We start from the raw sequence: 24,404 nt of genomic DNA, 5'->3' as shown, positions 1-24,404 counted from the left end.
CCAATGTATGCCGCGACCCACCGAGGTCGCGCAACGGTCCGACATTCGCGGCATACCCGCTGGTCAGCGAGAGGCCTCGGGGCCGTGTGGAGACCGACCGACGACGAAGGCGAGGTATGCCGCGTGGTGACCACGCGGCATACCTCGCCTCGATCGTGCCTTGGGTGGGGCCTCAGCCGGCGTCGGCGGAGTCGCCCACCGTCTCCACGACCGGGAGCTCGATGCTGCCCGGGTGCGGGGTGCCGACGAAGGTGAACGTGCCGCTCTTGCCCTCGCCCTCGGCTCCGACGAGCACCAGCTCGCCGGCCTTGAGCTCGCCGTAGAGGATCTTCTCGGACAGGACGTCCTCGATCTCGCGCTGGATGGTGCGACGCAGCGGTCGCGCACCGAGCACGGGGTCGTAGCCCTTCTTGGCCAGGACGTTCTTGGCCTCGATGGTGAGCTCGATGCCCATGTCCTTGTCCTTGAGCCGCTTGTCCAGCTTGGCGATCTCGAGGTCGACGATGGCGACGATCTCCTCCTGCGTGAGCTGGGGGAAGACGATGATGTCGTCGACCCGGTTGAGGAACTCGGGGCGGAAGTGCTGCTTGAGCTCGTCCGTGACCTTGTTCTTCATGCGGTCGTAGTCGCTGCGGGTGTCCGCGCCGGCCGAGAAGCCGAGCGAACCCTTGGTGATGTCTCGCGTGCCGAGGTTGGTCGTCATGATGATGACGGTGTTCTTGAAGTCGACCATCCGACCCTGGGAGTCGGTGAGGCGGCCGTCCTCGAGCACCTGCAACAGCGTGTTGAAGATGTCGGGGTGGGCCTTCTCGACCTCGTCGAACAGCACGACGGAGAACGGCTTGCGGCGGACCTTCTCGGTGAGCTGGCCGCCCTCTTCGTAGCCGACGTAGCCGGGAGGCGAGCCGAAGAGCCGCGAGACCGTGTGCTTCTCGGAGAACTCCGACATGTCGAGCTGGATGAGGCTGTCCTCGTCGCCGAACAGGAACTCGGCGAGCGTCTTGGCGAGCTCGGTCTTACCGACACCGGTCGGACCGGCGAAGATGAACGAGCCGCCGGGACGACGCGGGTCCTTCAGACCCGCACGGGTGCGACGGATCGCCTGGGACATCGCCTTGATGGCGTCGTCCATGCCGACCACGCGCTTGTGCAGCTCGTCCTCCATGTGGAGCAGTCGGCTCGACTCCTCCTCGGTGAGCTTGAAGACCGGGATGCCGGTGCTGGCAGCCAGGACCTCGGCGATGAGCTCCTCGTCGACCTCGGCCACGACGTCCATGTCGCCGGACTTCCACTGCGTCTCGCGCTCCGCCTTGGCGGCGAGCAGCTTCTTCTCGTCGTCACGCAGGCTGGCGGCCTTCTCGAAGTCCTGGCCGTCGATGGCCGACTCCTTCTCCAGCCGCACGGCCGCGATCTTCTCGTCGAACTCGCGCAGGTCCGGCGGTGCGGTCATCCGGCGGATGCGCAACCGCGCGCCCGCCTCGTCGATGAGGTCGATCGCCTTGTCCGGGAGGAACCGGTCGTTGATGTAGCGGTCGGCGAGGTTGGCCGCGGAGACGAGGGCGCCGTCGGTGATGGACACCCGGTGGTGCGCCTCGTAGCGGTCGCGCAGGCCCTTGAGGATCTCGATCGCGTGGCTGAGCGTGGGCTCGGCGACCTGGATCGGCTGGAACCGGCGCTCGAGGGCCGAGTCCTTCTCGATGTGCTTGCGGTACTCGTCGAGCGTGGTGGCGCCGATGGTCTGGAGCTCACCGCGGGCCAGCATCGGCTTGAGGATGCTGGCGGCGTCGATCGCACCCTCGGCGGCACCCGCACCCACGAGGGTGTGGATCTCGTCGATGAACAGGATGATGTCGCCGCGGGTGCGGATCTCCTTGAGGACCTTCTTCAGCCGCTCCTCGAAGTCACCGCGGTAGCGGCTGCCTGCGACGAGCGCGCCGAGGTCGAGGGTGTAGAGCTGCTTGTCCTTGAGGGTCTCGGGCACCTCGCCCTTGACGATGTCCTGGGCCAGGCCCTCGACGACGGCGGTCTTGCCGACGCCGGGCTCACCGATCAGCACGGGGTTGTTCTTGGTGCGGCGGGACAGCACCTGCATGACCCGCTCGATCTCCTTCTCACGCCCGATGACCGGGTCGAGCTTGCCCTCGCGGGCCGCCATCGTGAGGTTGCGGCCGAACTGGTCGAGCACGAGCGACCCCGCGGGGGTGCCCTCCTGCTGGACGTTGCCGGCGAGGCCGGCGCCCGAGCCGCCCTCCTTGCCCTGGTAGCCGGAGATGAGCTGGATGACCTGCTGCCGCACGCGGTTGAGGTCGGCGCCCAGCTTGACGAGGACCTGGGCGGCGACGCCCTCGCCCTCGCGGATCAGGCCGAGCAGGATGTGCTCGGTGCCGATGTAGTTGTGGCCGAGCTGCAGCGCCTCGCGCAGGCTCAGCTCGAGGACCTTCTTCGCCCGCGGCGTGAAGGGAATGTGGCCGCTCGGGGCCTGCTGCCCCTGGCCGATGATCTCCTGCACCTGCTCGCGGACCGACTCCAGCGAAATGCCGAGGCTCTCCAGAGCCTTGGAGGCGACGCCTTCACCCTCGTGGATGAGACCGAGCAGGATGTGCTCCGTGCCGATGTAGTTGTGGTTGAGCATGCGCGCTTCTTCCTGCGCGAGCACGACCACCCGACGGGCCCGGTCGGTGAACCGTTCAAACATCTTCTGCTCCTGCCTATCGAGATCACCTCGATGCTATCCGTGCGACGCGGACCCGGCGTGTGCCTTCCGTGGACCGATACCTGATCGGGACGAAAAAGGACTCTGTCGTACGACTCGTTGGGGGCAACGCGGGGCGCTCCCCCACTGTTCCCTACCCTGAGCCGGGTCGGCTCATGTTCGCCGTGGGCGGACGCGCGGGTATGCCGCGCGACCGGCTTCAGGCCGCCGGGCCCTTCTTGCGCACCTCGTCGACGTGGGCCATCGCCTCGCGGAGCTCGCCGAGCCAGCTGTCGGACTTCTCGCCGACGAGCTTGACGCACCAGGCCAGCGCCTCGGAGCGGGACTTGGCCACCCCGGCCTCCACGAGGGTGTCGAGCACCTGGCGCTCGGACTGGCGCAGCCGCGTCATGACGGGGGCCGCCAGGTGGGTGAAGAGGGCCTCGGTCTCGCCGACCCGCACGCCCCACGACACCTTGCGGCCGCTGAGGTGCTCGAGCTCCCGCGCGATCTCGATGCGCCGCTCGCGGGTGTCCTCGCGGAAGGACTTGATCCGGCCGCGCGCGGCGATGGCGCGGTCGGTGTCGTCGGTGTCGTCACCGAGCTCGGGCTCGGCGAGGTCTCCGATGATGATGAGCTCGTCGCGGTCGCGGGTGACCTCGACGGGGCCGGTGAACCAGTCAGTGGGGAGCCGGCCGGCCAGCCAGGCTTCCGCAGTGGTCTTCGTTGTCATGTAATGATGATTACACCGTTGCAGCGACAAGGGAACGGTTGTCCGCTGACGGCGAACTGGCACTGGGGCGCGGGCATTGGGGTCAGCGGGGCCGCTGGTCGCTGATCCGCTTGGCCTTGCCGAGGGAGCGCTCGAGGGCGTGCGGGTCGAGGACCTCCACCCGGATCGTGACGCCGACCCGGTCCTTGACCTTCGTGCGCAGGGCGGACGCCATCGCGTCCCGCTGCTCGGGCGTGGAGTCGGTGGCCGCAGCCTCGACCTGCACCGTCAGCTCGTCCATCCGCCCCGGGCGGGTGAGGACGCAGAGGTAGTGCGGGGTCAGGCCCTCGATGCCCAGCAGGTGCTCCTCGATCTGCGAGGGGAAGACGTTGACCCCACGCACGATCATCATGTCGTCGCTGCGCCCGGTGATCTTCGCCATCCTGCGGAACTGCGGGTGGGCGGTCCCCGGCAGCAAGGAGGTGAGGTCCCGCGTGCGGTACCGGACCACCGGCATGGCCTGCTTGGTGAGCGACGTGAAGACGAGCTCGCCCTCCTGCCCGTCGGGGAGGACCTCGCCGGTGATGGGGTCGACCACCTCGGGGTAGAAGTGGTCCTCCCAGATGTGCAGCCCGTCCTGCGTCTCCCCCGACTCCTGCGACACCCCGGGGCCGATCACCTCGGAGAGCCCGTAGATGTCGACGGCCCGGATGTTGCTGCGGCGCTGGACCTCCTCGCGCATCTGCTCGGTCCAGGGCTCGGCACCGAAGATCCCGATCTCGAGGGAGGTGGTCTTCGGGTCGACGCCCTGCGCCTCCATCTCGTCGAGGATGGCGAGGAAGTACGACGGGGTGACCATGATGACGCGGGGCCGGAAGTCCAGGATGAGCTGCACCTGCCGCTCCGTCATCCCACCGCTGACCGGCACGACGGTGCAGCCGAGTCGCTCCGCGCCGTAGTGGGCGCCCAGCCCGCCGGTGAACAGGCCGTAGCCGTAGACGACGTGCAGCAGGTCGCCGGGGCGACCGCCGGCCGCCTCGATGGAGCGCGCCATCACCTCTGCCCACATGTCGATGTCGTCGCGGGTGTAGCCCACGACCGTCGGCTTGCCCGTGGTGCCGCTCGACGCGTGCACCCGGACCACCTGCTCGCGCGGGACCGCGAACATGCCGAACGGGTAGTTGTCCCGCAGGTCCGCCTTGGCGGTGAACGGGAAGCGCGCGAGGTCGGCCAGGTCCTCGAGGTCCTCGGGCCGCACCCCGGCGGCGTCGAAGGCGGCCCGGTAGTGCGGCACGTTCCGGTAGGCGTGGGACAGGCTCCAGCGCAGCCGCGCGAGCTGGAGCGCGCGCAGTTCCTCGACGGTGGCGACGACGTTGTCCATGTCCGGCAATCTACGACGACGGTAGGAGGCAACCTGAGAGTTGCCCGTGAAATCCAGACACCCGTATCGCGGGGGGATGATCGGACGTACGCTCCCAAAGGTGGACCGGCTGGGCTCGCCCCTCGTCGTCGATCCGCCCCAGGGGGTGGCCGACGAGACCTCGCGCGCCCCGGGTGGTCGCCTGACCCGGCTGGTCCGGCTCCCGCGACTGTGGCTGGTCGCCGCCTTCCTCGTCGTGGCGCTGCTCGCCCTGGGCACCTACGCGCTGACGCGCGGCCCCGAGACCCCGCCGATCACTGCCACCGACGTCGACAAGGCTGTCCGGGACGGCATCACCAAGGCCCAGGAGGAGGCCGCCAAGGCACCTCCCGACGCCGCCGCGGCATACCGGGCCGCCCTGCCGTCGCTCGTGACCGTCGCGACCCGGCTCACCGGCGCCAAGGGCGCGCAGCGCGGGACCGGAGCCGGCGTGGTCGTCAGCGCCGACGGCTCGGTCCTGACCGCCCTGCACGTCGTCGACGGGGCCGACAGCATCGAGGTGACGTTCGCGGACGGCACCTCGTCACCCGCCGGCGTCAAGGAGAAGGACAAGGCCACCGACATCGCGGTCCTCGCGCCCGAGCGCCTCCCGCAGGTGGTGGTACCCGCGGTCCTGGGTGGGGGTGCACAGGTGGGCGACCCGGTCTTTGCGCTCGGACATCCGTTGGGGCTCAACGGATCCCTCTCGGCGGGGGTGGTCTCCGCACTCGACCGCAAGATCCGGGTCGACAGCAACCAGACCCTCGAGGGCCTGATCCAGTTCGACGCAGCGGTCAACCCCGGCAACTCGGGTGGACCCCTGCTCGACAAGGGTGGCCAGGTGATCGGGATCGTCACCGGGCTGGCGAACCCCTCCGAGCAGAACTTCTTCGTCGGCATCGGCTTCGCCGTGCCCATCGCCACCGCCGGCGGCGTCGCCGGCAGTCCACCGCAGTAGCGCATCGCACCACGAGGAGAGCGCATGGAACCGCACCGCCCCGATCTCGGTCGGCAGCACCCGTTGGAGCAGGCGCTCTACGAGGTCAAGAAGACCATCGTCGGCCAGGACCTCCTGCTCGAGCGCATGCTCGTGGCGCTGCTCGCCCGTGGGCACCTGCTCGTCGAGGGGGTGCCGGGACTGGCCAAGACGATGGCGATCAAGACGCTGGCGCGGGCCGTCGGCGGTGAGTTCCAGCGCATCCAGTTCACTCCCGACCTCGTGCCGGCCGACGTCATCGGCACCCGGATCTACAACCAGAAGGACGGCGAGTTCCAGGTATCCCTCGGCCCGGTGTTCGCCAACCTCGTCCTCGCCGACGAGATCAACCGCGCCCCGGCCAAGGTCCAGAGCGCCCTGCTGGAGGTGATGCAGGAGCGCCAGGTGACCATCGGGCGCGAGACCTTCAAGGCGCCCGACCCGTTCCTCGTGATGGCGACCCAGAACCCGATCGAGTCCGAGGGCACCTACGCCCTGCCAGAGGCCCAGGTCGACCGCTTCATGCTCAAGACCCTCATCGGATACCCCACTGCCGCAGAGGAGTTCGTCGTCGTCGAGCGCATGACGACGAACCACGAGGTGGCACAGCGGGTGCTCGAGCCGGGGCAGCTGGTCGAGTTCCAGAAGCGGGCCGACGCCGTCTACGTCGACCCGGCGGTGATCGAGTATGCCGTGCGGCTGGCGAGCGCGACCCGCTCGCCCGGGTCGGTCGGCCTGCCCGACCTCGCCCGCTACCTCTCCTTCGGGGCCAGCCCGCGCGCGTCGATCAACCTGGTCCTCGCCGGGAAGGCCCTGGCCTTCCTGCGGGGCCGTGACTTCGCTCGGCCGCAGGACGTCCGCGACCTCGCCCGTGACGTGATGCGCCACCGCCTCGTGCTGTCCTACGAAGCCCTCGCCGAGGGGATCGGCCCGGACGACCTGCTCACCCCGATCCTCGACGCGGTCGGCATGCCGGACGTGCCGCTGCGCGACCGTCGACAGCCGCAGACCACCGAGACCCCATGGACGACCGGACCCCGCTGAGCACCGGACCACCCGGGTCCGGTCCGTCGACGCCGCTGACCGCCGAGCGCCTGCTCCGGCGGTTGGAGTGGCGGGTCGTGCGCCGGCTCGACGGACGGCTGCAGGGCGACTACCGGACCCTCTTCCGCGGGACCGGGATCGACTTCACCGACCTGCGCGAGTACGAGCCCGGCGACGACCTGCGGCACATCGACTGGAACGTCACGGCCCGCATGGACACGCCCTACGTGCGCGAGTACGTCGAGGACCGCGAGGTCACGGCCTGGCTGCTCCTGGACCGCTCGGCCTCGATGGGTTTCGGGCCCGTGGACCGCCAGAAGTCGTTGGTGCTCACGGAGATCGCGACCACCATCGCCCACATCCTGGCGCGCGGTGGCAACCACGTCGGCGCCGCGCTGTTCGACGGCGACATCTCGACCATCCCTCCCGGGCAGGGACGCAAGCAGGTGCTGCGCATCAGCCAGGCGCTGCTGCGACCGCCCGCCGCGAACCCGACCAGGGACACGACCGACCTGTCGCGGCTGCTGCGGGCGGCGCTCGGCCTGGCCCGGCGCCGCTCGCTCCTGGTCATCGTCTCCGACTTCATCACCCAGCCGGGGTGGGAGCAGCCCCTGTCGCTGCTGGCCCGGCGGCACGACGTCGTCGCCATCCAGGTGGTGGACCCGCGCGAGTCCGAGCTCCCCGCGGTCGGCATGGTCTACGTGGAGGACGCGGAGACCGGCGAGCAGATCTTCGTCGACACGAACGACCCGGTCTTCAGGGAGCGGCTCGCGGCAGCGTCGCAACAGCGCCAGCACGAGCTCGTCGCCGCGGCCCGCAGGGCGGGCACCGAGATCCATCCCGTCGCGACCGACGACGACCTCGTGCGAGCACTGGCCCGCATCTCCGAGCTCCGGCGGCGGAGGCGGCGATGACCTTCCAGTGGCCGGTCCTGCTGTCCAGCCTGCTCGCGGTGCCCCTCCTTGTCCTCGCCTACCGGGCCCAGTTGCGCCGGCGCGAGCGCGGGCGGGCCCGGCTGGCTGCCGAGGGGCTGGTCGCCGCGTCGGCCGGGAGACCCGACCGGTGGCGCCACGTCGCACCGCTGTTGCTGCTCGCAGCACTCACGCTCCTGCTCGTCTCGCTGGCGCGACCCGCGGCCACGGTGGCCGAGCCCCGGCGGGAGGGCACCGTCGTCCTGGCCTTCGACGTCTCGACGAGCATGGCCGCCAAGGACCTCTCGCCGACGCGCCTGGACGCCGCCAAGGCGGCGGCCCGAGCCTTCGTCGCCAAGCAGCCGTCGACGATCCGGCTGGGCGTCGTCGCGTTCGGCGACTCGGCCGTCATCTCGCAGCAGCCGACCACCAGCCGCGCAGAGGTGCTGGCCGCGATCGAACGGCTCACCCCCCAGGGCGGCACGGCCCTCGGGCGCGGGATCGTCTCGTCGATCAGCGCCATCGCGGGCAAGCCGATCAGCGTCGACGAGACCGGCCAGGACGGCAACGCAGGTGGTGAGCCCCTCGGCTACTACGGGTCAGCGGCCGTCGTGCTGCTCTCGGACGGAGAGAACACCACCGACCCCGACCCGCTGGTCCTCGCCCAGCTGGCCTCCACCGCCGGGGTGCGGATCTACCCGATCGGGCTGGGCAGCCCCCAGGGCACGGTCCTCGAGGTCGACGGCTTCCAGATCTCGACCCGGCTGGACGAGGCCACCCTCAGGCAGATCGCCGAGACCACCGACGGGGCCTTCTACGCCGCGAGCGACACGGCTGCGTTGGGCAAGGTCTACGACGACATCGGCCTGGCCTGGACCGCTCGCACGGAGGAACGCGAGATCACCTCGTGGTTCGCGGCTGCCGCGGCGGTGCTGCTCCTGCTCGGCGCCGGTGTCTCGGTGACCAGGTCGGGTCGGGTGGTGTAGCGATGTCCTTCGCCCTCCCCTACGCACTGCTGGGCCTGCTGGCCGTCCCGGTCCTCGTCGCGGCATACCTGTGGCAGCTGCGCCGGCGGCGCCGCACCGCCGTGCGGTTCTCCAACGTCGCCCTCATCCGCGCCGTGGTCCCCCGGCAGCGGATGTGGCGCCGCCACCTGCCCCTCGCCCTGGTGCTGGGCAGCCTGGCCCTGCTGGGGCTGGCCGCCGGCCGACCGCAGGTGCGTGCCGAGGTGCCGATCTCGAGTTCGGCGGTGATCCTCGCCGTGGACGTCTCCGGGTCGATGTGTGCCACGGACGTCGACCCGAACCGGCTCGCCGCCGCGCAGGAAGCGGTGCGGCAGTTCATCGACAAGCAGGACGACCGCACCCGGATCGGCCTCGTGGTGTTCTCGGGTTTCGCGCAGGTGGCCGTGGCGCCGACCACGAACAAGGACGACCTGCTCAAGGCGGTGGACGGGCTCACGACGGGGCGCGGCACCACCATCGGCGCGGCGATCCTCAAGTCGATCGACGCCATCTCGGAGATCAACCCCTCGGTCGCCCCGGCCGACACCGGCGACGGCACCGGCGAGGGCCCCGACTCGCAGTCGCCCACGCCGGGCAGTCCCGCCACCCCGGCCCCCGAGAAGGCGAAGACGGTGCCGGAGATCGTCGTGCTCCTCACGGACGGCGCCAACACCCGGGGCGTGACGCCTGAGGACGCCGCCGTGCAGGCCGCGGCCCGTGGCGTGCGGGTCTTCCCGATCGGCTTCGGCACGACCGAGCCGACCCAGATGGTCTGCACGAGCGACCAGCTCGGCGGTGGACTCTTCGACGGTCCGCCCGGTGGGTTCGGTGGTGGGCTCGGGCCCGGTGGTCGCAACTTCCTGGTCGTCGACGAGCAGGCGCTGCAGACGGTGGCCCGGACCACCGGTGGCGAGTACTTCAAGGCCAGCGACGCCGACCAGCTCCAGGGAGTGCTCAACGACCTGCCGAAGCACGTCGACGTGCAGGAGCGCGACGTCGAGGTCAGTGTCGCCTTCGCCGGCCTCGCGGCCTTGGTGCTGCTGCTCGGGCTCGGGCTGGCCGGGCGCTGGACCGCGCACCCCCAGTGACCGGCCGGGGCGACCCCCGCGACGAACGCGCCGACCCGCGCGGGCGACAGCAGGAGGGGCCCGGCCGATGGCCCGACCCCTCGTCACGCCGGCGGTCCGTGGACCCTCAGGCTCGAGTCACTTGGCGATCGTGGCGCAGGTGACCCAGGCGCGGACGATCTGCTCGGTGGTGCCGTTGTTGTAGCCCTTGACGACCCACCCGGTGGGACGGAAGCTGCCCGCCTCGTCGACCGGGATGTAGTCACCCTCGAAGTAGGGGGTGCTCACGGTGACCTGGATGTCCTTGGTGTCGCCACCGAGGTCCTTGTCGCCGCCCCAGGTGGAGAAGCCACCACCCAGCGCGTACTGACCCTCGGGGGCACGCCACCGAGTTTCCGCGCGTCAGCGACGGCGCTGGCAGCGGCCGCACCAGAAGAGGTTCCGTCCCCCGACGACCCGGGTGCGGATCCGCGAGCCGCAGACGAGGCACGGCTCACCCTGGCGTTTGTACACGTAGGACGTCCGCTCCGTGAGGCGGTCCACGTCGCCGGCCGCCACCCGGGCGCGGACCTGCTCGACCTGGTCCTCGACGGTGACGATCTTCCCGGTCGCCACCCCCAGGGGGAGCAGGTCCACGAGATCCAGCCAGATGGCGTCCCACGTCGAACGCCGGATCTCGCGGCCCGGGCGGAACGGGTCGACCCGCTGCCTGAACAGGACCTCGCTGCGGTAGACGTTGCCGACCCCGGCGAGCACCGACTGGTCCATCAGCAGCTCCGCGATGGTCTTGCTGCTGCGCGCGATCCTGCGCCAGGCCAGCTCCGGATCGGGTTCTGGCCGAAGGGGATCCGGGCCGAGTCGCGACGTCACCGCCTCCACCTGCTCGGGCGTGATGACGGCGCACAGGTTGGGGCCGCGCAGGTCGGCGACGTGCTCGTCCGTGGCCAGCCGCAACCGCACCTGTCCGACGATCGGCGCCTCGCCGGCATACCGGTGCTGGTCGATGGTGAACGTGCCGATCAGCCCGAGGTGCACGTGCAGCCAGGCGTCGCCCTCGAACTCGGCGAACAGGTGCTTGCCCCACGAGGTGGCGTGCACGAAGGTGCGCCCCGAGATGAGCGCCGCACCGGCGGCGAAGCGCCCCTGGGGACTCGTCGCGGTGGGCTGCGTGCCACGGTATGCCGCGTCGAGGTCACGGGCGAGGGCGAAGAGGGTGTGGCCTTCGGGCATGCAGCCATCATCACGGGTCGCGGGTGAGGCTGCCTCCTACACTCACCTCATGGCGGCCACCGAGACCCGACTCCTGCTGCTCGGCGCGGTCATGCTGTTCGAGCCGGTCAACGGCTACCAGCTTCGTCGCGAGCTGCTGTCGTGGCAGGTCGAGGACTGGGCCCACGTGAACCCGGGCTCCATCTACTCGGGCCTGGCCACCCTGGCCAAGCAGGGCAACCTCGACCGGCACGACCTGGTCGACGGGAGCCGTGAGGTCGCCGTCTACACGAGCACCCCCTTCGGACGGCGGGAGTTCGAGCGGCTCTGGCGCGATGCGGTGCAGACCCCCGACCTGCTGTCGCCGCTGCCGCTGCACACCGCCATGGCGCTGATGCCGCTGATGAGCCGCACGGCGGTCCGCGAGGCGCTCCAGGCGCGACTGGCGAACCTCGACGCCAGGACCCGCGAGCAGCTGTCGCGCGAGATCCCGGCCGAGGCGCTGCCGCCACACGTGCTCGCGCTGACCGACCTCTGGATGGGCATGGAGCAGACCGAGCGGGAGTGGCTGGTCAACCTCATCGGCCGGGTGGACCGGGGCGACTTCGGCCTGCGCGGCGAGCCGGCCGACTGGCAGGCGCCGGCCGACGACCCCGGCTGGCAGATGGCCACCGACCGCCAGCGCTACGTGGAGCTCATCGCCCGTCAGCGATGAGTTCTGGCCGGTGGTCCGGTCCACCTTGCGCACCGACGGGCTCAGTGGGACGCGGACGCACCGGCTTGACGGGCGCATGTTCAATATTGAACACTACCTGTGTTCAACATTGAATGAATTCATTCGACAGGCGACACCCATCCGGGGCAGAGGGAGCGGGCCATGATCCACGCACGAGGTCTGGTGCAGACCTTCCAGACGCGCGAGGGCAGGAAGAAGGGTGAGGTGCGCGCCGTCGACGGCGTCGACCTCGACGTGACGGAGGGCGAGGTCGTCGGTTTCCTCGGGCCGAACGGCGCGGGCAAGACGACGACGCTGCGCATGCTGACCACCCTGCTGAAGCCCACCGAGGGCACCGCCACGGTGGCCGGCTTCGACGTGGTCACGGAGTCGGAGCAGGTCCGCCGATCGATCGGCTACGTGTCGCAGAGCGGCGCGACCGGGCAGTTCGCCCGCGCCGGGGACGAGGTCGTGGACCACGGCATGCTCTACGGCATGTCGGCCGCCGACGCCCGCCGCCGGGGCCAGGAGCTCTTCGGCCAGCTCGACCTCGAGGGGCTGTGGGGGCGCCAGCCCAAGACCATGTCCGGAGGCCAGCGGCGCCGCCTCGACATCGTGATGGGGCTCATCCACGAGCCGACCCTGGTCTTCCTCGACGAGCCGACCACCGGTCTCGACCCGCAGGCCCGGGCCAACCTGTGGACCCACATCGCCGACCTGCGCAAGCGCCGCGGGGCGACGGTGTTCCTGACCACCCACTACCTCGACGAGGCCGACGCCCTGAGCGACCGGATCATCGTCATCGACCACGGCAGGATCATCGCGGCCGACACGAGCGACAACCTCAAGGCGCAGGTGTCCGGCGACCTGGTCGACCTCGAGGTCGCCGACCCCGACCTCGTCGCCGAGGCGGCCGCTCGGCTCGACGCGATCGCCGAGTCCGGCCGCGACGGTCGCGACGCGGTGGAGATCGACGGCAACCACGTCCGCGCCCGTGTCCAGCGCGCCGGCAAGGCGGTGCCCGGGCTGCTGGCCGACCTGCGCGCCGTCGACATCGACCTCGAGTCGATCGAGGTGCTGCGCCCCACCCTCGACGACGTCTTCCTCACCCTCACCGGCCGCTCGCTGCGCGACGCGGAGTCCAGCGCGACCGACTCGACCTCGAAGGAGAAGTGACGTGCAGTTCCTGCGTGAGTCCTTCATCGTCTTCCGCCGCCAGCTGCGGATGAACCTGCGCAACCCGGCCTGGGTGCTGATCGGCCTGATGCAGCCGATCCTCTACCTGTTCCTCTTCGGCCCACTGCTCAAGCCGATGGCCCAGCAGCTCGGCGTCCAGAACACCTGGACCTTCTTCGTGCCGGGCATGCTCGTCCAGCTCGGTATGTTCGGGGCGTTCTTCGCCGGCTTCGGGCTGATCTCCGAGTGGCGGGACGGCGTCATCGAGGCCGAGCGGGTCACCCCTGCCAGCCGCACCGCCCTGCTCATGGGACGGCTCTGGCGCGACCTGCTCCAGCTGTTCGTCCAGGCGCTCGTGCTGGTCGGCCTCGGCTACCTGGTCGGGATGGAGGCACCCCTGGGCGGGGTCGTCCTCGGGGTCCTGCTCACCCTGCTCGTCGGTGGCGCCTACGCCGCGGCGTCCAACGCCCTGGCGCTCACCACCAAGAGCGAGGACGTCATGGCCCCGGTCATCAACGTCGTGATGATGCCGGTGCTCCTGCTGTCGGGCATCCTCCTGCCGATGACGATCGGACCCGACTGGTTGCAGCGCACCAGCGACTTCATGCCGTTCCGCTGGATCACCGACGGGGTACGCGGCTCGTTCCTGGGCGACTTCGGCGCCAACGGCGTGATGTGGGGCAGCCTGTGGGCGGTCGCGCTCTTCGCCATCGCGCTCTGGTGGGGCACCGCGACGTTCCGCAGGGAGAACGCCTAGCCGCTGGTCCGACGCAGGTATGCCGCGTGGCCCAGCCACGCGGCATACCTGCGTCTGCGCCTGGTCAGCTCGCCTTCTTGGCTGCCTTCTTGGCGGTGGACTTGGACGCGGTCTTCTTGGCCGTCGCCTTCCTGGCCGCAGGCTTGGCGGTGTCGGACGTCGACTCCCCGCGCGAGGCCTTCGCCTTGTCGACGGACTTCTTGAGGGCGGCGAGCAGGTCGACGACCTCGCCCGACTCGTCCTTGGACTCGGGGGTGATCTGCACCTCGCCACCCTCGACCTTGGCCTTGACGAGCGACTGCAACGCGGCGGCGTAGTCGTCCTCGTAGTCGTCGGGCCGGTAGTCACCGGCGAGCTGCTCGATCAGCAGGTCGGCCATCGCCAGCTCCTGCTTGGTCGCCTTCGCCTCGTCGTCGAGCGTCGCGAAGTCGGGCTTGCGGATCTCGTCCGGCCACAGCATCGTCTGCATCAGGATGACGCCCTCGTGCACGCGCAGCACGGCCATCGTCATCCGCGTGCGGATCGAGACGGTGACGACCGCGACGCGGTTCTCCTTCTCGAGCGCGTCGCGCAGCAGGATGTAGGGCTTGGTCGACGCCTTGTCGGGCTCGAGGTAGTAGGACTTGTCGTAGAGCATCGGGTCGATCTGCTCGGCCGGGACGAACTTCTCGACCGAGATCTCCTTGCTGCTGCTGGCCGGGAGGTCCTTGAAGTCCTCGTCGGTGAGGACGACCATCTCGCCGTCCTCGGTCTCGTAGCCCTTGGCGATGTCGTCGTACGACACGACCTCGCCATCGATGCTGCAGATCCGCTGGTACTTGATGCGACCGCCGTCCTCACGGTGCACCTGCCGGAACTGCACGTCGTGGTTCTCGGTGGCGGAGTAGAGGCGGATCGGCACGTTCACCAGCCCGAAGGACACCGCACCCTTCCAGATCGCTCGCATGCTCGTTCGTCCTCTCCATCGGCCTGTTCGCGGACGGGCCCCCGTCCCTGACGAGACACCTCGGGCCTCGCACCTGGGAACCAGCCTATGCGTCAGGATGGCCCCATGCGCCCCATGCTGGCCAGTCCCACGACCGTCATCCCCGACGGCGACGAGTGGCTGCACGAGGTCAAGTGGGACGGCATGCGCGTGCTCGCCGACGTCCACGACGGGGTGCTCACCCTGACCTCGCGGATCGGCAACGACGTGACCGTGAGCTTCCCCGAGCTGCTGCCGCTGGCCGAGACCTACGACGACATGCTGCTCGACGGCGAGGTGGTCGCCCTCGAAGCGGGCCGACCGTCGTTCGGGGCGCTCGCCGACCGGATGCACGTGCGCGACCGGCGCAAGGCGGAGCGGCTGTCAGCGGTGCGACCCGTGACCCTGATGATCTTCGACCTGTTGCGGCTCTATGGCTCCGACCTCACCGCGCAGCCGCTGTCGGCTCGGCGCGAGCTGCTCGAGCGGCTCGACCTCGCCGGTCGGCACTGGCAGGTGCCGCCGGTCTACGAGGACGGGCGCGAGCTGTTCGCCGCGACCCTCGAGCAGGGGCTGGAGGGGGTCGTGAGCAAGCGACGGTCGGCGCCGTACCTGCCGGGGCGCCGGTCGTCCGACTGGCTCAAGTCGCCGCACCGGACGACCATCTCGGCGGTGGTGGGCGGCTGGCGGCCCGAGAAGACCAACGACTCCGGGAGGCTCGGCGCCGTGCTGCTGGGCGTGCCCGACGGCGCCGGAGGCTGGCGGTTCGCCGGTCGGATGGGCAGCGGGATCGCCGGGCGAGCGGCGGTGCAGCTCGCCGAGGCACTCGCTCCGCACACCAGGACCGACTCCCCCTTCAGCGACGAGGTGCCACGACTCGACCGGGCCGGCGCGACGTGGGTCGACCCGGTCGTCGTCGTCGAGGCGCGGGCACTGGAGGTGACGCGGGACGGGCGGCTGCGCCAGCCGGCCTACCTCGGCCTGCGCACCGACCTGACCCCGGAGGACCTCCAGGAGGTGGACGGTGCCTGAGCGCTACGACCCGCAGACGACCCGCGTCGAGGTCGCGGGGCGCACCCTCAAGCTGACCAGCCTCGACAAGCTGCTGTTCCCGTCGACGGAGACCACCAAGGGCGAGGTGCTCAGCTACTACGCCCAGGTCGCCGACGTGCTGCTCCCCCACCTGGCCGACCGCGCCCTGACCCGGGTGCGCTGGCCGCACGGCACCGGCGACCAGAGCTTCTTCGAGAAGAACCTGCCGTCGGGGGCGCCGTCGTGGCTCCCCCGCGTGAAGATCGACGACGTCACCTACCCGATGGTCGAGGACCTGGCGCACCTGACCTACTTGGTCAACCTCAACTCCATCGAGCTGCACATCCCGCAGTGGCGGGTGCTCGACGGCGAGCGCCAGCACCCCGACCGGCTCGTCATCGACCTCGACCCGGGCTCTCCGGCCGGGCTCAAGGAGTGCGCCCAGGTCGCCCTCATGGTGCGCGACCGGCTCGGTGCGCTCGGCCTCGACCTCTACCCCGTCACCAGTGGCAGCAAGGGGATGCAGCTCTACGCCGGGCTGCCCGGCGACCTCACCTCGGACCAGACCCGCGACCTCGCGCAGCAGCTGGCCCAGGAGCTCACCAAGAAGAACCCCGACCTCATCGTCTGGAAGATGACCAAGTCGCTGCGCCCCGGCAAGATCTTCCTCGACTGGAGCCAGAACGTCGCCGCCAAGACGACCGTGTGCCCCTACTCGATGCGTGGCAAGGAGACCCCGACCGTGGCAGCACCGCGGTCGTGGGACGAGGTCGAGGCCGGGGCCGAGGGGGCGAAGTTCGAGCAGCTGATGTTCGACGAGGTGCTCGACCGCCTCGAGTCCGACGGAGACCTGCTGGCCGACCTGGTCGCCTAGGAGGCCGGTCCGGGCACGCGCGGGCACCCGGCGCACTCGTGAACGCCCGGCAGCACGTAGATGAAGCAGCACGACCCCCGCTGCGGTGGACGTTGCCCGCTGGCGCGGGCGAGGGTCATCGCCCACACGTCGTCGACCATCGCCAGCCGGGTGTGCGGCCCGAGCCGCACCGGGGAGTGGTAGCCGAGCGCGAGCTCCACCGCGTCGATCCGGTATGCCGCCCGCGCGGCTGCCAGCCGATCGCCCAGCGGCGCCGTGGTCGCCCGCGCCCGTTGGTACTGGGCCGCCACGGGGTAGAGCTGGCTCGGCTGCAGCTCGAAGCTGAGCCCCGACTCGACGGGGTGCACGACGACGGAGTCGTGCCGGGCCGCGTGCACGCCCGCCTCGGCAGCGGCTTCGAGGGTCCACTGCAGCACGAAGGCGGAGGGCATCGACCCGGGCACGAGGGCGGCATACTGGCGAGCCGTCGACAGGCTCAGCTGGTCGCGCCACGCGCGCAATGCGTCGACTCCGGCGCGCTGCTTTTCGACAATGTCCCGCCAGCTCCAGGAAAGTGTCGGATCTCCTGCTGCGCCCGGACGTATTGGATCTCCTGCTGCGCCCGGACGTATTGGATCTCCTGCTGCGCCCGGACGTGCCGTCGAACCCTCGGGGACGTGCGTGACCTGCAGGGTCAGTGCGCCTTGTCGTAAGCCGCCTGGACCTCGGCGGAAATGCGTCCGCGGTCGCTGACCTGGTGACCGTTGGCGCGCGCCCATTCACGGACATCGGCGAGGTCGCGCTTCCCGGTGCCACGGCTGGAGGAGGCCGGACGTCCGGCGGGCCGGCGGCCGGCGGCGCGACGAGCGTGACCCACGTACTGCGCCAGCGAATCCCGCAGAGCGGCGGCGTTCTTCGCGCTCAGGTCGATCTCGTAGGAGACGCCGTCAAGGGCGAAGGTGACGGTCTCGTCGGCCTCGGAGCCGTCGAGGTCGTCCTCGAGCACGATGTTGACACGCTGGGCCATGGAATGTCCTCCGACAGGGAATGTGAGGGAAAGGGAAATGCCTTTCGTCGGCAAAGCCGACTGCATTAGCCTATCGCCCGGAATGCCGGTCCGGAAATGACGTTCAGGCGCCGCTTCCGCCATTGGTGTTCCCGGAATGCGGGTTTGCGCCATTCTGGGGGGTGGCGGAATCCTCGGCCGGATGGGCGGCGTCCCATTGCGAATGGGCGAGGCGTTCCTTGCGGTCACCCTCGATCATGTTCTTGATGACGAGCCAGAACAGGAACCCGACACCGGCCGAGGGGATCAGCGCGGCGACGTAGGGCCAGACGCCGCTCATCGGGACACCTCGGGCTTCAGGTGGGGGAACAGGATCGTCTCGCGGATGCTCGCGTTGGTGAACAGCATCACCAGCCGGTCGACCCCGAACCCGAGGCCACCCATCGGGGGTGCGCCGTACTCCAGCGCGCGCAGGAAGTCCTCGTCGAGCTGCATCGCCTCGGGGTCACCGCCCGCCGCCTTCACCGACTGGGCGGTCAGCACCTCGCGCTGCACCACGGGGTCGACGAGCTCGGAGAACCCGGTGCCGCGCTCCACGCCGGCGATGATCAGGTCCCAGGCCTCGATCAGCCCGGGCTCGCTGCGGTGCGGGCGGGCCAGCGGCTGGGCGACGGCGGGGTAGTCGCACAGGAACGTGGGCTGCAGCAGAGTGGGTTCGACCAGCTCGCCGAGCAGCTCGAGGAAGACCTTGTCCTTGCCCCAGCCGGGGTCGATGGCGACGTCGTGCTTCTCGGCGTACCCGCGCAGCGTCTCGACGTCGGTGTCGATGGTGACGACCTCGCCGACCGCCTCGGACACACCCTGGTAGACGGGGAGCCAGCGCCACTCGCCGTCGAGGTCGACCGTGCCGGCCTCGGTCTCGACCTGGCGGGAGCCGAGCGCGTCGGCCACGCCGAGGTAGACGTCACGCATGAGGGCCGCGATCGTCGTCTGGTCGCCGTAGGCCTGGTAGGCCTCGAGCATCGTGAACTCCGGGCTGTGGGTCGCGTCGACGCCCTCGTTGCGGAAGATGCGACCCATCTCGTAGACCCGGTCGATGCCGCCGACGACGGCCTTCTTCAGGTTGAGCTCCAGCGCGATCCGCAGGGTCATCTCCTGGTCGAACGCGTTCATGTGGGTGCGGAACGGCCGCGCCGCGGCGCCGCCGTGCACGAGCTGGATGATCGGCGTCTCGACCTCGAGGTAGCCCTGCGCATCCAGCACCCCGCGGATCGCCGAGAGGGCAGCTGCCTTGGTGCGCACCATGTCGCGCGCCTCCTGGCGCACGATCAGGTCGGCGTAGCGCTGCCGGACGCGGGACTCCTCGGACAGGTCCTTGTGCAGCACCGGGAGCGGGCGCAGGGCCTTCGACGCCATCTCCCACCGCGTGGCCATGACCGAGAGCTCGCCCCGACGCGACGAGATGACCCGACCCTCGACGAAGACGTGGTCGCCGAGGTCGACCGTCGACTTCCACTCGGCAAGCGCCTCCTCACCCACCTCGGCGAGGCTCAGCATCACCTGGAGCCGGGTGCCGATCCCCTCCTGCAGGGTCGCGAACGCGAGCTTGCCGGTGTTGCGGATGAAGATCACCCGGCCGGCGACGCCGACGACGTCCTGCGTCTCCTCGCCGGTCTCGAGGTGCCCCCACTGCTCGCGGACCGCGCCGAGCGTGTGGGTGCGGGGCACCGTCACCGGGAAGGCCTGCTTCCCCTCGGCCAGCAACCGGTCGCGCTTCTCGCGGCGCACCTGCATCTGCTCGGGCAGGTCGGTGTCCGTCGCGGCGTGGGGCTGGGCCACCTCGGGGGAGGTGGTGGTCTCGGGGGTCTGGCTCACCCGCAAAGGGTACCGACCGGCATACAGTGCCCCGCATGGCGGGGAAGGCAGGCGGCGAGGTCGACTGGACCGTGCCCCCCTCGACGTCGTGGCGCACCACCGTCGCTTCCTCGAGGGTCCCGGCCGCTACCTGCGCCACCTCTTCGGGTGAGAGCGCCTAGTCCGATCGGCCCGGTCTTGTCCTGATATGCCGCGTAGGCCCGGAACAGCCCCCCGTGGTTGTTACGTTCCCCCTGCCTCTCGCGTCGCACCCGCGCCCGTGGGGAGCACGTGCACTCCCGGTCCGCCTGGGCCCGCGCCCTGAACGGGTTCGCGAGGAGCCGACAGCAGGGACACCGATGTTCTCTTCCCCCGTCCGCCAGTCCGCCTCGACCGCGCCCCCGCTTCGTCGGTCCGGCGCCCGCCTCGCGGCCCTCGTGGCCGCGGCCACCTGCGTGGGGATCTGCGCCGCAGGCCCCGCCTCGGCCGACCCGGCTCCCGCCGAGTCCACCCCGGCCTCCACCCCTGCGTCCGTCACCCTGTCGGCTCCGGTGGCCCCGGCTGAGACCGGGACGGCAGCGCCTACCGAGGTCGCGCCTGCCACCGAGGTCGCGCCTGCCACCGAGGTCGCGCCGACCCTCACCGAGCCCGCCACCGCCGAGCCCGCCACCCAGCCGGTCGTCCCCGTCCAGCCGGCCCCGGCGCAGCTCACCGCGTCGCGCGCCTCCGCCGCCACCAGTCGCACCGCGGTGTCGGCGGCCGCAGTCGCCACCAAGCCGGTGGTGACGACCCAGCCCGTGGAGACCTGGGTCGACCTGGGCAAGTCGGCCACCTTCACGGCCCATGCCAGCGGGTCGCCGACCCCCACCGTGCAGTGGCAGAGCCGCCGCTGGACCGAGGACGCCTGGACCGACATCCCCGGCGCCACGTCCGACAGCTACACCTCGCCGCCGGCCTCGGTGAACGACGTCGAGCCCGGCTTCCGCGCCGTCTTCACCAACAGTGCCGGCAGCGTCGCCACCCAGTCGGCCGACCTCCGTGTCAACCAGGCGCCGCCCGCGGCCGGCACCCCCTCGGCCCCCCGCAACGTCAAGGCCCGCCAGACCGCGCCCAGCCAGATCACCATCACGTGGTCGGCACCCAGCGACGAGGGCAGCTCTCCCATCACCAGCTACGGCGCCGGCTACGGCACGCGCCGCTGGGGCAACGGTGACGACTTCTCCCCCTCGACGTTCAAGGCCGTGTTCAACGGCATCGACGACGGCGACTACACCGCCGTGGTGTTCGCCGTGAACGACTCCGGCATGGGCTGGCGGGTGTTCGTGCCGATCTCGGTCGGCGACGTCCCCACCGCGCCGCGCCACCTGGCCGCCACGCGCTCCGGTTCCTCCGTGACGGTGACGTGGGGCAGCCCGGCCCGAGCAGGCTACGCGCCGGTCCGGGGCTACGACGTGGTGCTGACCTCCGGCTCGCGCCGCCTGACCCGCACCCTGCCTGCCGACGCCACCAGGGCCACGTTCCGCGACCTGCCGGCAGGCACCTGGCGGGTCACCGTGACCGCCACCAACGTCGTCGGCGCCAGCTCTGCCGCGACGGTGTCGGTCACCGTGCCGAGCAGCACGCCAGTCGCACCGCCGAGGCCGGCAACCCGCCCGGCCGCGGCCGCCATCCCCGCGGTGGCACCGGCGCAGGCTCCGACCCGGGCGCCGGCAGCCCAGCTCGCCCTCACCGGTAGCGAGGGTGCCGCCCAGGCTGCCCTCGCCCTCGGCCTGCTGGTCCTCGGGCTGGTCTCGACGACCGCCGCTCGCCGCCTGCGAACGGCCACCAAGGCCTGAACCCAGCCGCCTTGGTGGGAAGGGAACGTCCGGGTGTCCGGGCGTTCCCTTCTCGCAGGTCAGTCGACGAGGTCGAGGGCCAGGTCGAGGATCGGCGAGGAGTGCGTGAGCCCGCCGACAGACAGGTAGTCGACCCCCGTCTCGGCATACGCCCGGGCCAGGTCGAGGGTCAGCCCACCCGTCGCCTCCAGCTCGACCTGGTGGCCGGTGGCCCGCACCGCGGCCACCGTCTCGCGCAGCAGGTCGACGGACATGTTGTCGCACAACAGGAACCGCGCCCCGACCGCCACCGACTCGAGGGCTTCCGCCGTCGTGGTCACCTCGACCTGGACGGGCACGTCGGGGAACCTCGCGCGCACCGCGGCATACGCGTTGCTCAGCGAGCCCGCCGCGAGCTTGTGGTTGTCCTTGATCATGGCCACGTCGTAGAGGCCCATCCGCTTGTTCGTGCCGCCGCCCGCACGCACCGCGTACTTCTCCAGCGACCGCAGCCCCGGTGTCGTCTTGCGGGTGTCGAGGACGGTCGCGCCGGTGCCTTCCAGGCGCTGCGCCCAGGCGTGGGTGTGCGTCGCGATGCCCGACAGGCGGCAGACGAGGTTGAGCATCGTGCGCTCGCCGACGAGGGTGACCTGCGTCGAACCCTCCAGCACCGCGACGACGTCGCCCTCGGCGACCACGTCGCCGTCCGCCCGGGTGGCGGTGACCCGCAGCGGCTCCGCGCCGGTCCGCCGCGCGACCTGGTCGAAGACCATGGCGACGAGCGGTATGCCGGCCAGCGCGCCGCCCTCACGCGCCACCACGTGCGCCGTGCTCACCTGGTCGACGGGGATCGTTGCCGTGGTCGTGACGTCCACGCCGTCGGGGCCGCCGAGGTCCTCGTCGAGGGCGGTGCGGATGACGGTCAGGGCGTCGGTCTCGGGGAAGGCCAGGTCGGTCACGTCAGGTCCTGTTCGGCGACGGGTTCGAAGGTCGTGGTGACGCGGGTGTCGGCGCCCCGGACGAGCAGGGTGTGTCCGCGCCAGCGCGGGTCGACCTGCTCGGTGTGGTCGCTGCGGACGTGCCCGCCGCGGGTCTCCTCCCGCAACGACGCGGCCAGGGTCAGCACCTGGCCGACGTGCAGGAGGTTGGTCGTCTCCCACGACTGCGGACCGGGCTCGCTCGACGTCGCGGCCAGGGCGAGGTCGCGCAGGGCGGCCGCGGTCGCGGTGAGGGAGGTCGCGGACCGCACCGCCCCCGCGCCGTCGGTCATGGCCGCCTGGACCTGCACCCGCGCGGAGCCGTCGAGCAGCGCGGCCTCGCCGTCCACCGGGGCCGGCGCGGACTGCGGGAGCTCGCCCCTGGCCACGCGTTCGCTGATGTCGTCGGCGATGCGGTGGGCGAAGACCAGCCCTTCGAGGAGGGAGTTGGAGGCGAGCCGGTTGGCGCCGTGGACCCCGGTGCACGACACCTCCCCGCAGGCGTAGAGGCCGTCGAGGGAGGACCGGCCGACGAGGTCGGTGCGCACCCCACCGCTGGCGTAGTGCTGTGCGGGGGCGACGGGCAGCAGCTCGGTGGCGGGGTCGAAACCGAGCTCCCGGCAGCGCGCCACGATCGAGGGGAACCGCTCCTCGAGGAACTCGCGACCGAGGTGGCGCGCGTCGAGGAAGACGTGGCGCTCACCGGTCTGTTGCATCCGGTCGACGATGGCGCGCGAGACCACGTCCCGCGGGGCGAGGTCGGCCAGCGGGTGGCGTCCCTGCATGAAGCGCACGCCGTCACGGTCGACGAGGAACGCGCCCTCGCCCCGCACCGCCTCGGAGATCAGCGGTTGCTGGCCGCTGGAACCCTCGCCGAGCCACAGCACAGTGGGGTGGAACTGCACGAACTCGACGTCGGCCAGGACCGCTCCGGCTCGCAGCGCCGCGGCCATCCCGTCACCCGTCGCCACCGAGGGGTTGGTGGTCGCCGAGTAGACCTGCCCGAGGCCGCCGGTCGCCAGCACCACGGCCCGCGAGGTGGCCGCGCCCACGCCGTCCATCTGGCCCTCGCCGATGACGTGCAGGGTCACGCCGCAGACCCGGGACTCCTCGTCCTGCAACAGGTCCACCACGAGGGCGTGCTCGATGACCTCGATGCCCGGGTCGTCCTGCACCCGGTGGAGCGCGGCGATCAGCGCCCGCGAGATCTCCTTGCCGGTGGCGTCGCCCCCGGCATGGGCGATCCGGTCCTTGTGGTGACCACCCTCGCGGGTCAGCTTGATCTCACCCTCCGCGTCGCGGTCGAACTCCGCGCCCAGGGCGACGAGCTCGCGCACCCGCGCCGGCCCCTCGTGGACGAGGGTGGTGACGGCCGCGACGTCACAGATCCCGCAGCCGGCGACCAAGGTGTCGTGCAGGTGCTCCGCCGGCGAGTCCCCCGGGTCGAGGGCCGCGGCGATGCCGCCCTGGGCCCACTGCGTCGAGCCCTCGTTGAGCACCGTCTTGGTCACCAGCAGCACCCGGTCGACCCGCTGGCGCAGTCGCAGCGCGGTCGTCAGCCCGGCGATCCCGGAGCCGACCACGACGACGTCGGCGGAGGTGGTCCAGCCGGGGTCGCCGGCCACGAGGCGGCGCGGGATGACCAGCGGGTCTGCGGAGTCGGCGACGTCCGTCGTCGGCTGGTCAGTCGCAGGCCGGTCAGTCGTCGGCTGGTCAGTCGCAGGCCGGTCAGTCGTCGGCTGGTCAGTCGCAGGCCGGTCAGTCGTCGGCTGGTCAGTCATGGTGGCGCCGGGTGACCGCAGAGGTCTTGAGGCCGAACCCGTCGGGGACGTCGCCGCCGTCGTGGCCGACCTCGACGATCCGGTTGTGGGCGTCGACGAAGACGACCTGCGGCTCGAAGGTCCGCGCCTCGGTGTCGTCCATCGCGGCATACGCGATGATGATGACGGTGTCGCCCGGCGAGATCAGCCGCGCGGCGGCGCCGTTGATGCAGACGATCCCGCTCCCCCGCTCGCCCTCGATCGCGTAGGTCGTGAGCCGGTGGCCGTTGTCGACGTCGACCACGTCGACCTGCTCACCGGGCAGCAGCCCGGCCGCGTCCATCAGGTCGCGGTCGATCGTCAGCGACCCGACGTAGTGCAGGTCGGCCTGGGTGACCGTCGCGCGGTGGATCTTGGCGTAGAGCATGAAGCGCTGCATGGGCGAACGTTCCTCTGTCGTGAGCTGCCTTGGCGTCGTCGGT

At 70.9% G+C, this 24,404-nt stretch carries 24 protein-coding genes; 11 read left to right on the top strand and 13 right to left on the bottom strand.

From position 1 onward, the window contains the following. Window positions 1-172 precede the first annotated feature (172 nt). The 3 genes from ABD262_RS00215 to paaK form a co-directional block, all read right to left on the bottom strand. Entirely contained in the window at window positions 173-2,695 is a 2,523-nt protein-coding gene (locus tag ABD262_RS00215; RefSeq protein ID WP_344129384.1) for an ATP-dependent Clp protease ATP-binding subunit, read from the bottom strand. A gap of 217 nt (window positions 2,696-2,912) precedes the next feature. Beyond that, a complete protein-coding gene (locus ABD262_RS00210; protein ID WP_344129381.1) occupies window positions 2,913-3,425 on the bottom strand; it encodes a hypothetical protein in 513 nt (170 codons plus the stop codon). 82 nt (window positions 3,426-3,507) lie between these two features. Continuing rightward, a complete protein-coding gene (gene paaK, locus ABD262_RS00205) occupies window positions 3,508-4,785 on the bottom strand; it encodes a phenylacetate--CoA ligase PaaK (RefSeq protein ID WP_344129378.1) in 1,278 nt (425 codons plus the stop codon). A 100-nt stretch (window positions 4,786-4,885) separates the two neighbouring features. On the opposite strand from paaK, the gene ABD262_RS00200 reads away from it, so the two are divergent. Genes ABD262_RS00200 through ABD262_RS00180 form a run of 5 tightly spaced genes read left to right on the top strand, consistent with a single transcriptional unit; the run spans window position 4,886 to window position 9,826 of the window. Beyond that, the gene (locus ABD262_RS00200) at window positions 4,886-5,761 is read left to right on the top strand and encodes a S1C family serine protease (protein WP_344129375.1); all 876 of its coding nucleotides are present in this window, start codon (window positions 4,886-4,888) and stop codon (window positions 5,759-5,761) included. A 24-nt stretch (window positions 5,762-5,785) separates the two neighbouring features. Beyond that, window positions 5,786-6,823, top strand: a complete 1,038-nt coding sequence (locus ABD262_RS00195) for an AAA family ATPase (RefSeq protein WP_344129372.1) — start codon at window positions 5,786-5,788, stop codon at window positions 6,821-6,823. Then, window positions 6,802-7,737: a DUF58 domain-containing protein gene (locus tag ABD262_RS00190; RefSeq protein WP_344129369.1), complete on the top strand. Its 936-nt coding sequence runs from the start codon at window positions 6,802-6,804 to the stop codon at window positions 7,735-7,737. The genes ABD262_RS00195 and ABD262_RS00190 overlap by 22 nt, the downstream gene beginning before the upstream one ends. Continuing rightward, window positions 7,734-8,720 carry a VWA domain-containing protein gene (locus ABD262_RS00185; RefSeq protein WP_344129366.1) on the top strand — a complete coding sequence of 329 codons (987 nt, stop codon included), beginning with the start codon at window positions 7,734-7,736 and terminating at the stop codon, window positions 8,718-8,720. Before ABD262_RS00190 ends, ABD262_RS00185 begins: the two co-directional genes overlap by 4 nt. Before the next feature lie 2 nt (window positions 8,721-8,722). Then, window positions 8,723-9,826 carry a VWA domain-containing protein gene (locus ABD262_RS00180; RefSeq protein WP_344129363.1) on the top strand — a complete coding sequence of 368 codons (1,104 nt, stop codon included), beginning with the start codon at window positions 8,723-8,725 and terminating at the stop codon, window positions 9,824-9,826. 117 nt (window positions 9,827-9,943) lie between these two features. Here the strand turns inward: ABD262_RS00180 and ABD262_RS00175 are convergent, their stop codons facing one another. Beyond that, the gene (locus ABD262_RS00175; protein ID WP_344129360.1) at window positions 9,944-10,093 is read right to left on the bottom strand and encodes a hypothetical protein; all 150 of its coding nucleotides are present in this window, start codon (window positions 10,091-10,093) and stop codon (window positions 9,944-9,946) included. A 114-nt stretch (window positions 10,094-10,207) separates the two neighbouring features. Further along, entirely contained in the window at window positions 10,208-11,035 is an 828-nt protein-coding gene (locus ABD262_RS00170; RefSeq protein WP_344129357.1) for an Fpg/Nei family DNA glycosylase, read from the bottom strand. 49 nt (window positions 11,036-11,084) lie between these two features. Between ABD262_RS00170 and ABD262_RS00165 the strand changes: the two genes are divergently transcribed. The 3 genes from ABD262_RS00165 (at window position 11,085) to ABD262_RS00155 (ending at window position 13,662) form a co-directional block, all read left to right on the top strand. After that, the gene (locus ABD262_RS00165) at window positions 11,085-11,729 is read left to right on the top strand and encodes a PadR family transcriptional regulator (RefSeq protein ID WP_344129355.1); all 645 of its coding nucleotides are present in this window, start codon (window positions 11,085-11,087) and stop codon (window positions 11,727-11,729) included. A 162-nt stretch (window positions 11,730-11,891) separates the two neighbouring features. Continuing rightward, window positions 11,892-12,905 (top strand): ATP-binding cassette domain-containing protein, encoded by a 1,014-nt coding sequence (locus ABD262_RS00160; RefSeq protein WP_344129352.1) that lies wholly within the window; start codon window positions 11,892-11,894, stop codon window positions 12,903-12,905. 1 nt (window position 12,906) lies between these two features. Beyond that, complete coding sequence (locus ABD262_RS00155) at window positions 12,907-13,662, top strand: ABC transporter permease (RefSeq protein ID WP_344129349.1); 756 nt, start codon at window positions 12,907-12,909, stop codon at window positions 13,660-13,662. A gap of 64 nt (window positions 13,663-13,726) precedes the next feature. Here ABD262_RS00155 and ku read toward each other — a convergent pair whose 3' ends face one another. Further along, window positions 13,727-14,608 carry a non-homologous end joining protein Ku gene (ku, locus tag ABD262_RS00150; protein WP_344129346.1) on the bottom strand — a complete coding sequence of 294 codons (882 nt, stop codon included), beginning with the start codon at window positions 14,606-14,608 and terminating at the stop codon, window positions 13,727-13,729. Window positions 14,609-14,713: 105 nt separating this feature from the next. Between ku and ligD (ABD262_RS00145) the strand changes: the two genes are divergently transcribed. Both ligD (ABD262_RS00145) and ligD (ABD262_RS00140) read left to right on the top strand, forming a co-directional pair. Next, entirely contained in the window at window positions 14,714-15,658 is a 945-nt protein-coding gene (gene ligD / locus ABD262_RS00145; RefSeq protein WP_344129343.1) for a non-homologous end-joining DNA ligase, read from the top strand. Further along, complete coding sequence (gene ligD, locus ABD262_RS00140) at window positions 15,651-16,532, top strand: non-homologous end-joining DNA ligase (RefSeq protein WP_344129340.1); 882 nt, start codon at window positions 15,651-15,653, stop codon at window positions 16,530-16,532. The genes ligD (ABD262_RS00145) and ligD (ABD262_RS00140) overlap by 8 nt, the downstream gene beginning before the upstream one ends. Here ligD (ABD262_RS00140) and ABD262_RS00135 read toward each other — a convergent pair. The 4 genes from ABD262_RS00135 to lysS all read right to left on the bottom strand — a co-directional run bounded on the left by ABD262_RS00135 (window position 16,529) and on the right by lysS (window position 19,311). Then, entirely contained in the window at window positions 16,529-17,032 is a 504-nt protein-coding gene (locus ABD262_RS00135) for a (2Fe-2S)-binding protein (RefSeq protein ID WP_344129337.1), read from the bottom strand. The two genes, ligD (ABD262_RS00140) and ABD262_RS00135, sit on opposite strands and share 4 nt — an antisense overlap. A 173-nt stretch (window positions 17,033-17,205) precedes the next feature. Next, window positions 17,206-17,538 carry a histone-like nucleoid-structuring protein Lsr2 gene (locus ABD262_RS00130; protein ID WP_344129334.1) on the bottom strand — a complete coding sequence of 111 codons (333 nt, stop codon included), beginning with the start codon at window positions 17,536-17,538 and terminating at the stop codon, window positions 17,206-17,208. A gap of 103 nt (window positions 17,539-17,641) precedes the next feature. After that, window positions 17,642-17,857, bottom strand: a complete 216-nt coding sequence (locus ABD262_RS00125) for a hypothetical protein (protein WP_344129331.1) — start codon at window positions 17,855-17,857, stop codon at window positions 17,642-17,644. Beyond that, entirely contained in the window at window positions 17,854-19,311 is a 1,458-nt protein-coding gene (gene lysS / locus ABD262_RS00120; protein ID WP_344134459.1) for a lysine--tRNA ligase, read from the bottom strand. The genes ABD262_RS00125 and lysS overlap by 4 nt, the downstream gene beginning before the upstream one ends. 419 nt (window positions 19,312-19,730) lie before the next feature. On the opposite strand from lysS, the gene ABD262_RS00115 reads away from it, so the two are divergent. Continuing rightward, entirely contained in the window at window positions 19,731-21,206 is a 1,476-nt protein-coding gene (locus ABD262_RS00115; RefSeq protein WP_344129328.1) for a fibronectin type III domain-containing protein, read from the top strand. Window positions 21,207-21,265: 59 nt separating this feature from the next. Here ABD262_RS00115 and nadC read toward each other — a convergent pair whose 3' ends face one another. The 3 genes from nadC to panD are packed head-to-tail and all read right to left on the bottom strand — an operon-like array spanning window position 21,266 to window position 24,361. After that, window positions 21,266-22,144, bottom strand: coding sequence for a carboxylating nicotinate-nucleotide diphosphorylase (nadC, locus tag ABD262_RS00110; RefSeq protein ID WP_344129325.1), 879 nt, complete (start codon window positions 22,142-22,144; stop codon window positions 21,266-21,268). Next, window positions 22,141-23,943 carry an L-aspartate oxidase gene (locus tag ABD262_RS00105; protein ID WP_344129322.1) on the bottom strand — a complete coding sequence of 601 codons (1,803 nt, stop codon included), beginning with the start codon at window positions 23,941-23,943 and terminating at the stop codon, window positions 22,141-22,143. Before ABD262_RS00105 ends, nadC begins: the two co-directional genes overlap by 4 nt. Further along, complete coding sequence (gene panD, locus ABD262_RS00100) at window positions 23,936-24,361, bottom strand: aspartate 1-decarboxylase (protein WP_344129319.1); 426 nt, start codon at window positions 24,359-24,361, stop codon at window positions 23,936-23,938. Before panD ends, ABD262_RS00105 begins: the two co-directional genes overlap by 8 nt. Between the last annotated feature and the right edge of the window lie 43 nt (window positions 24,362-24,404).

The organism is Pedococcus bigeumensis, assembly GCF_039531795.1.
Lineage (GTDB): Bacteria > Actinomycetota > Actinomycetes > Actinomycetales > Dermatophilaceae > Pedococcus > Pedococcus bigeumensis.
The sequence above is the reverse complement of the archived record's forward strand: the minus strand, read 5'-3'. Positions and strand labels throughout refer to the sequence as shown.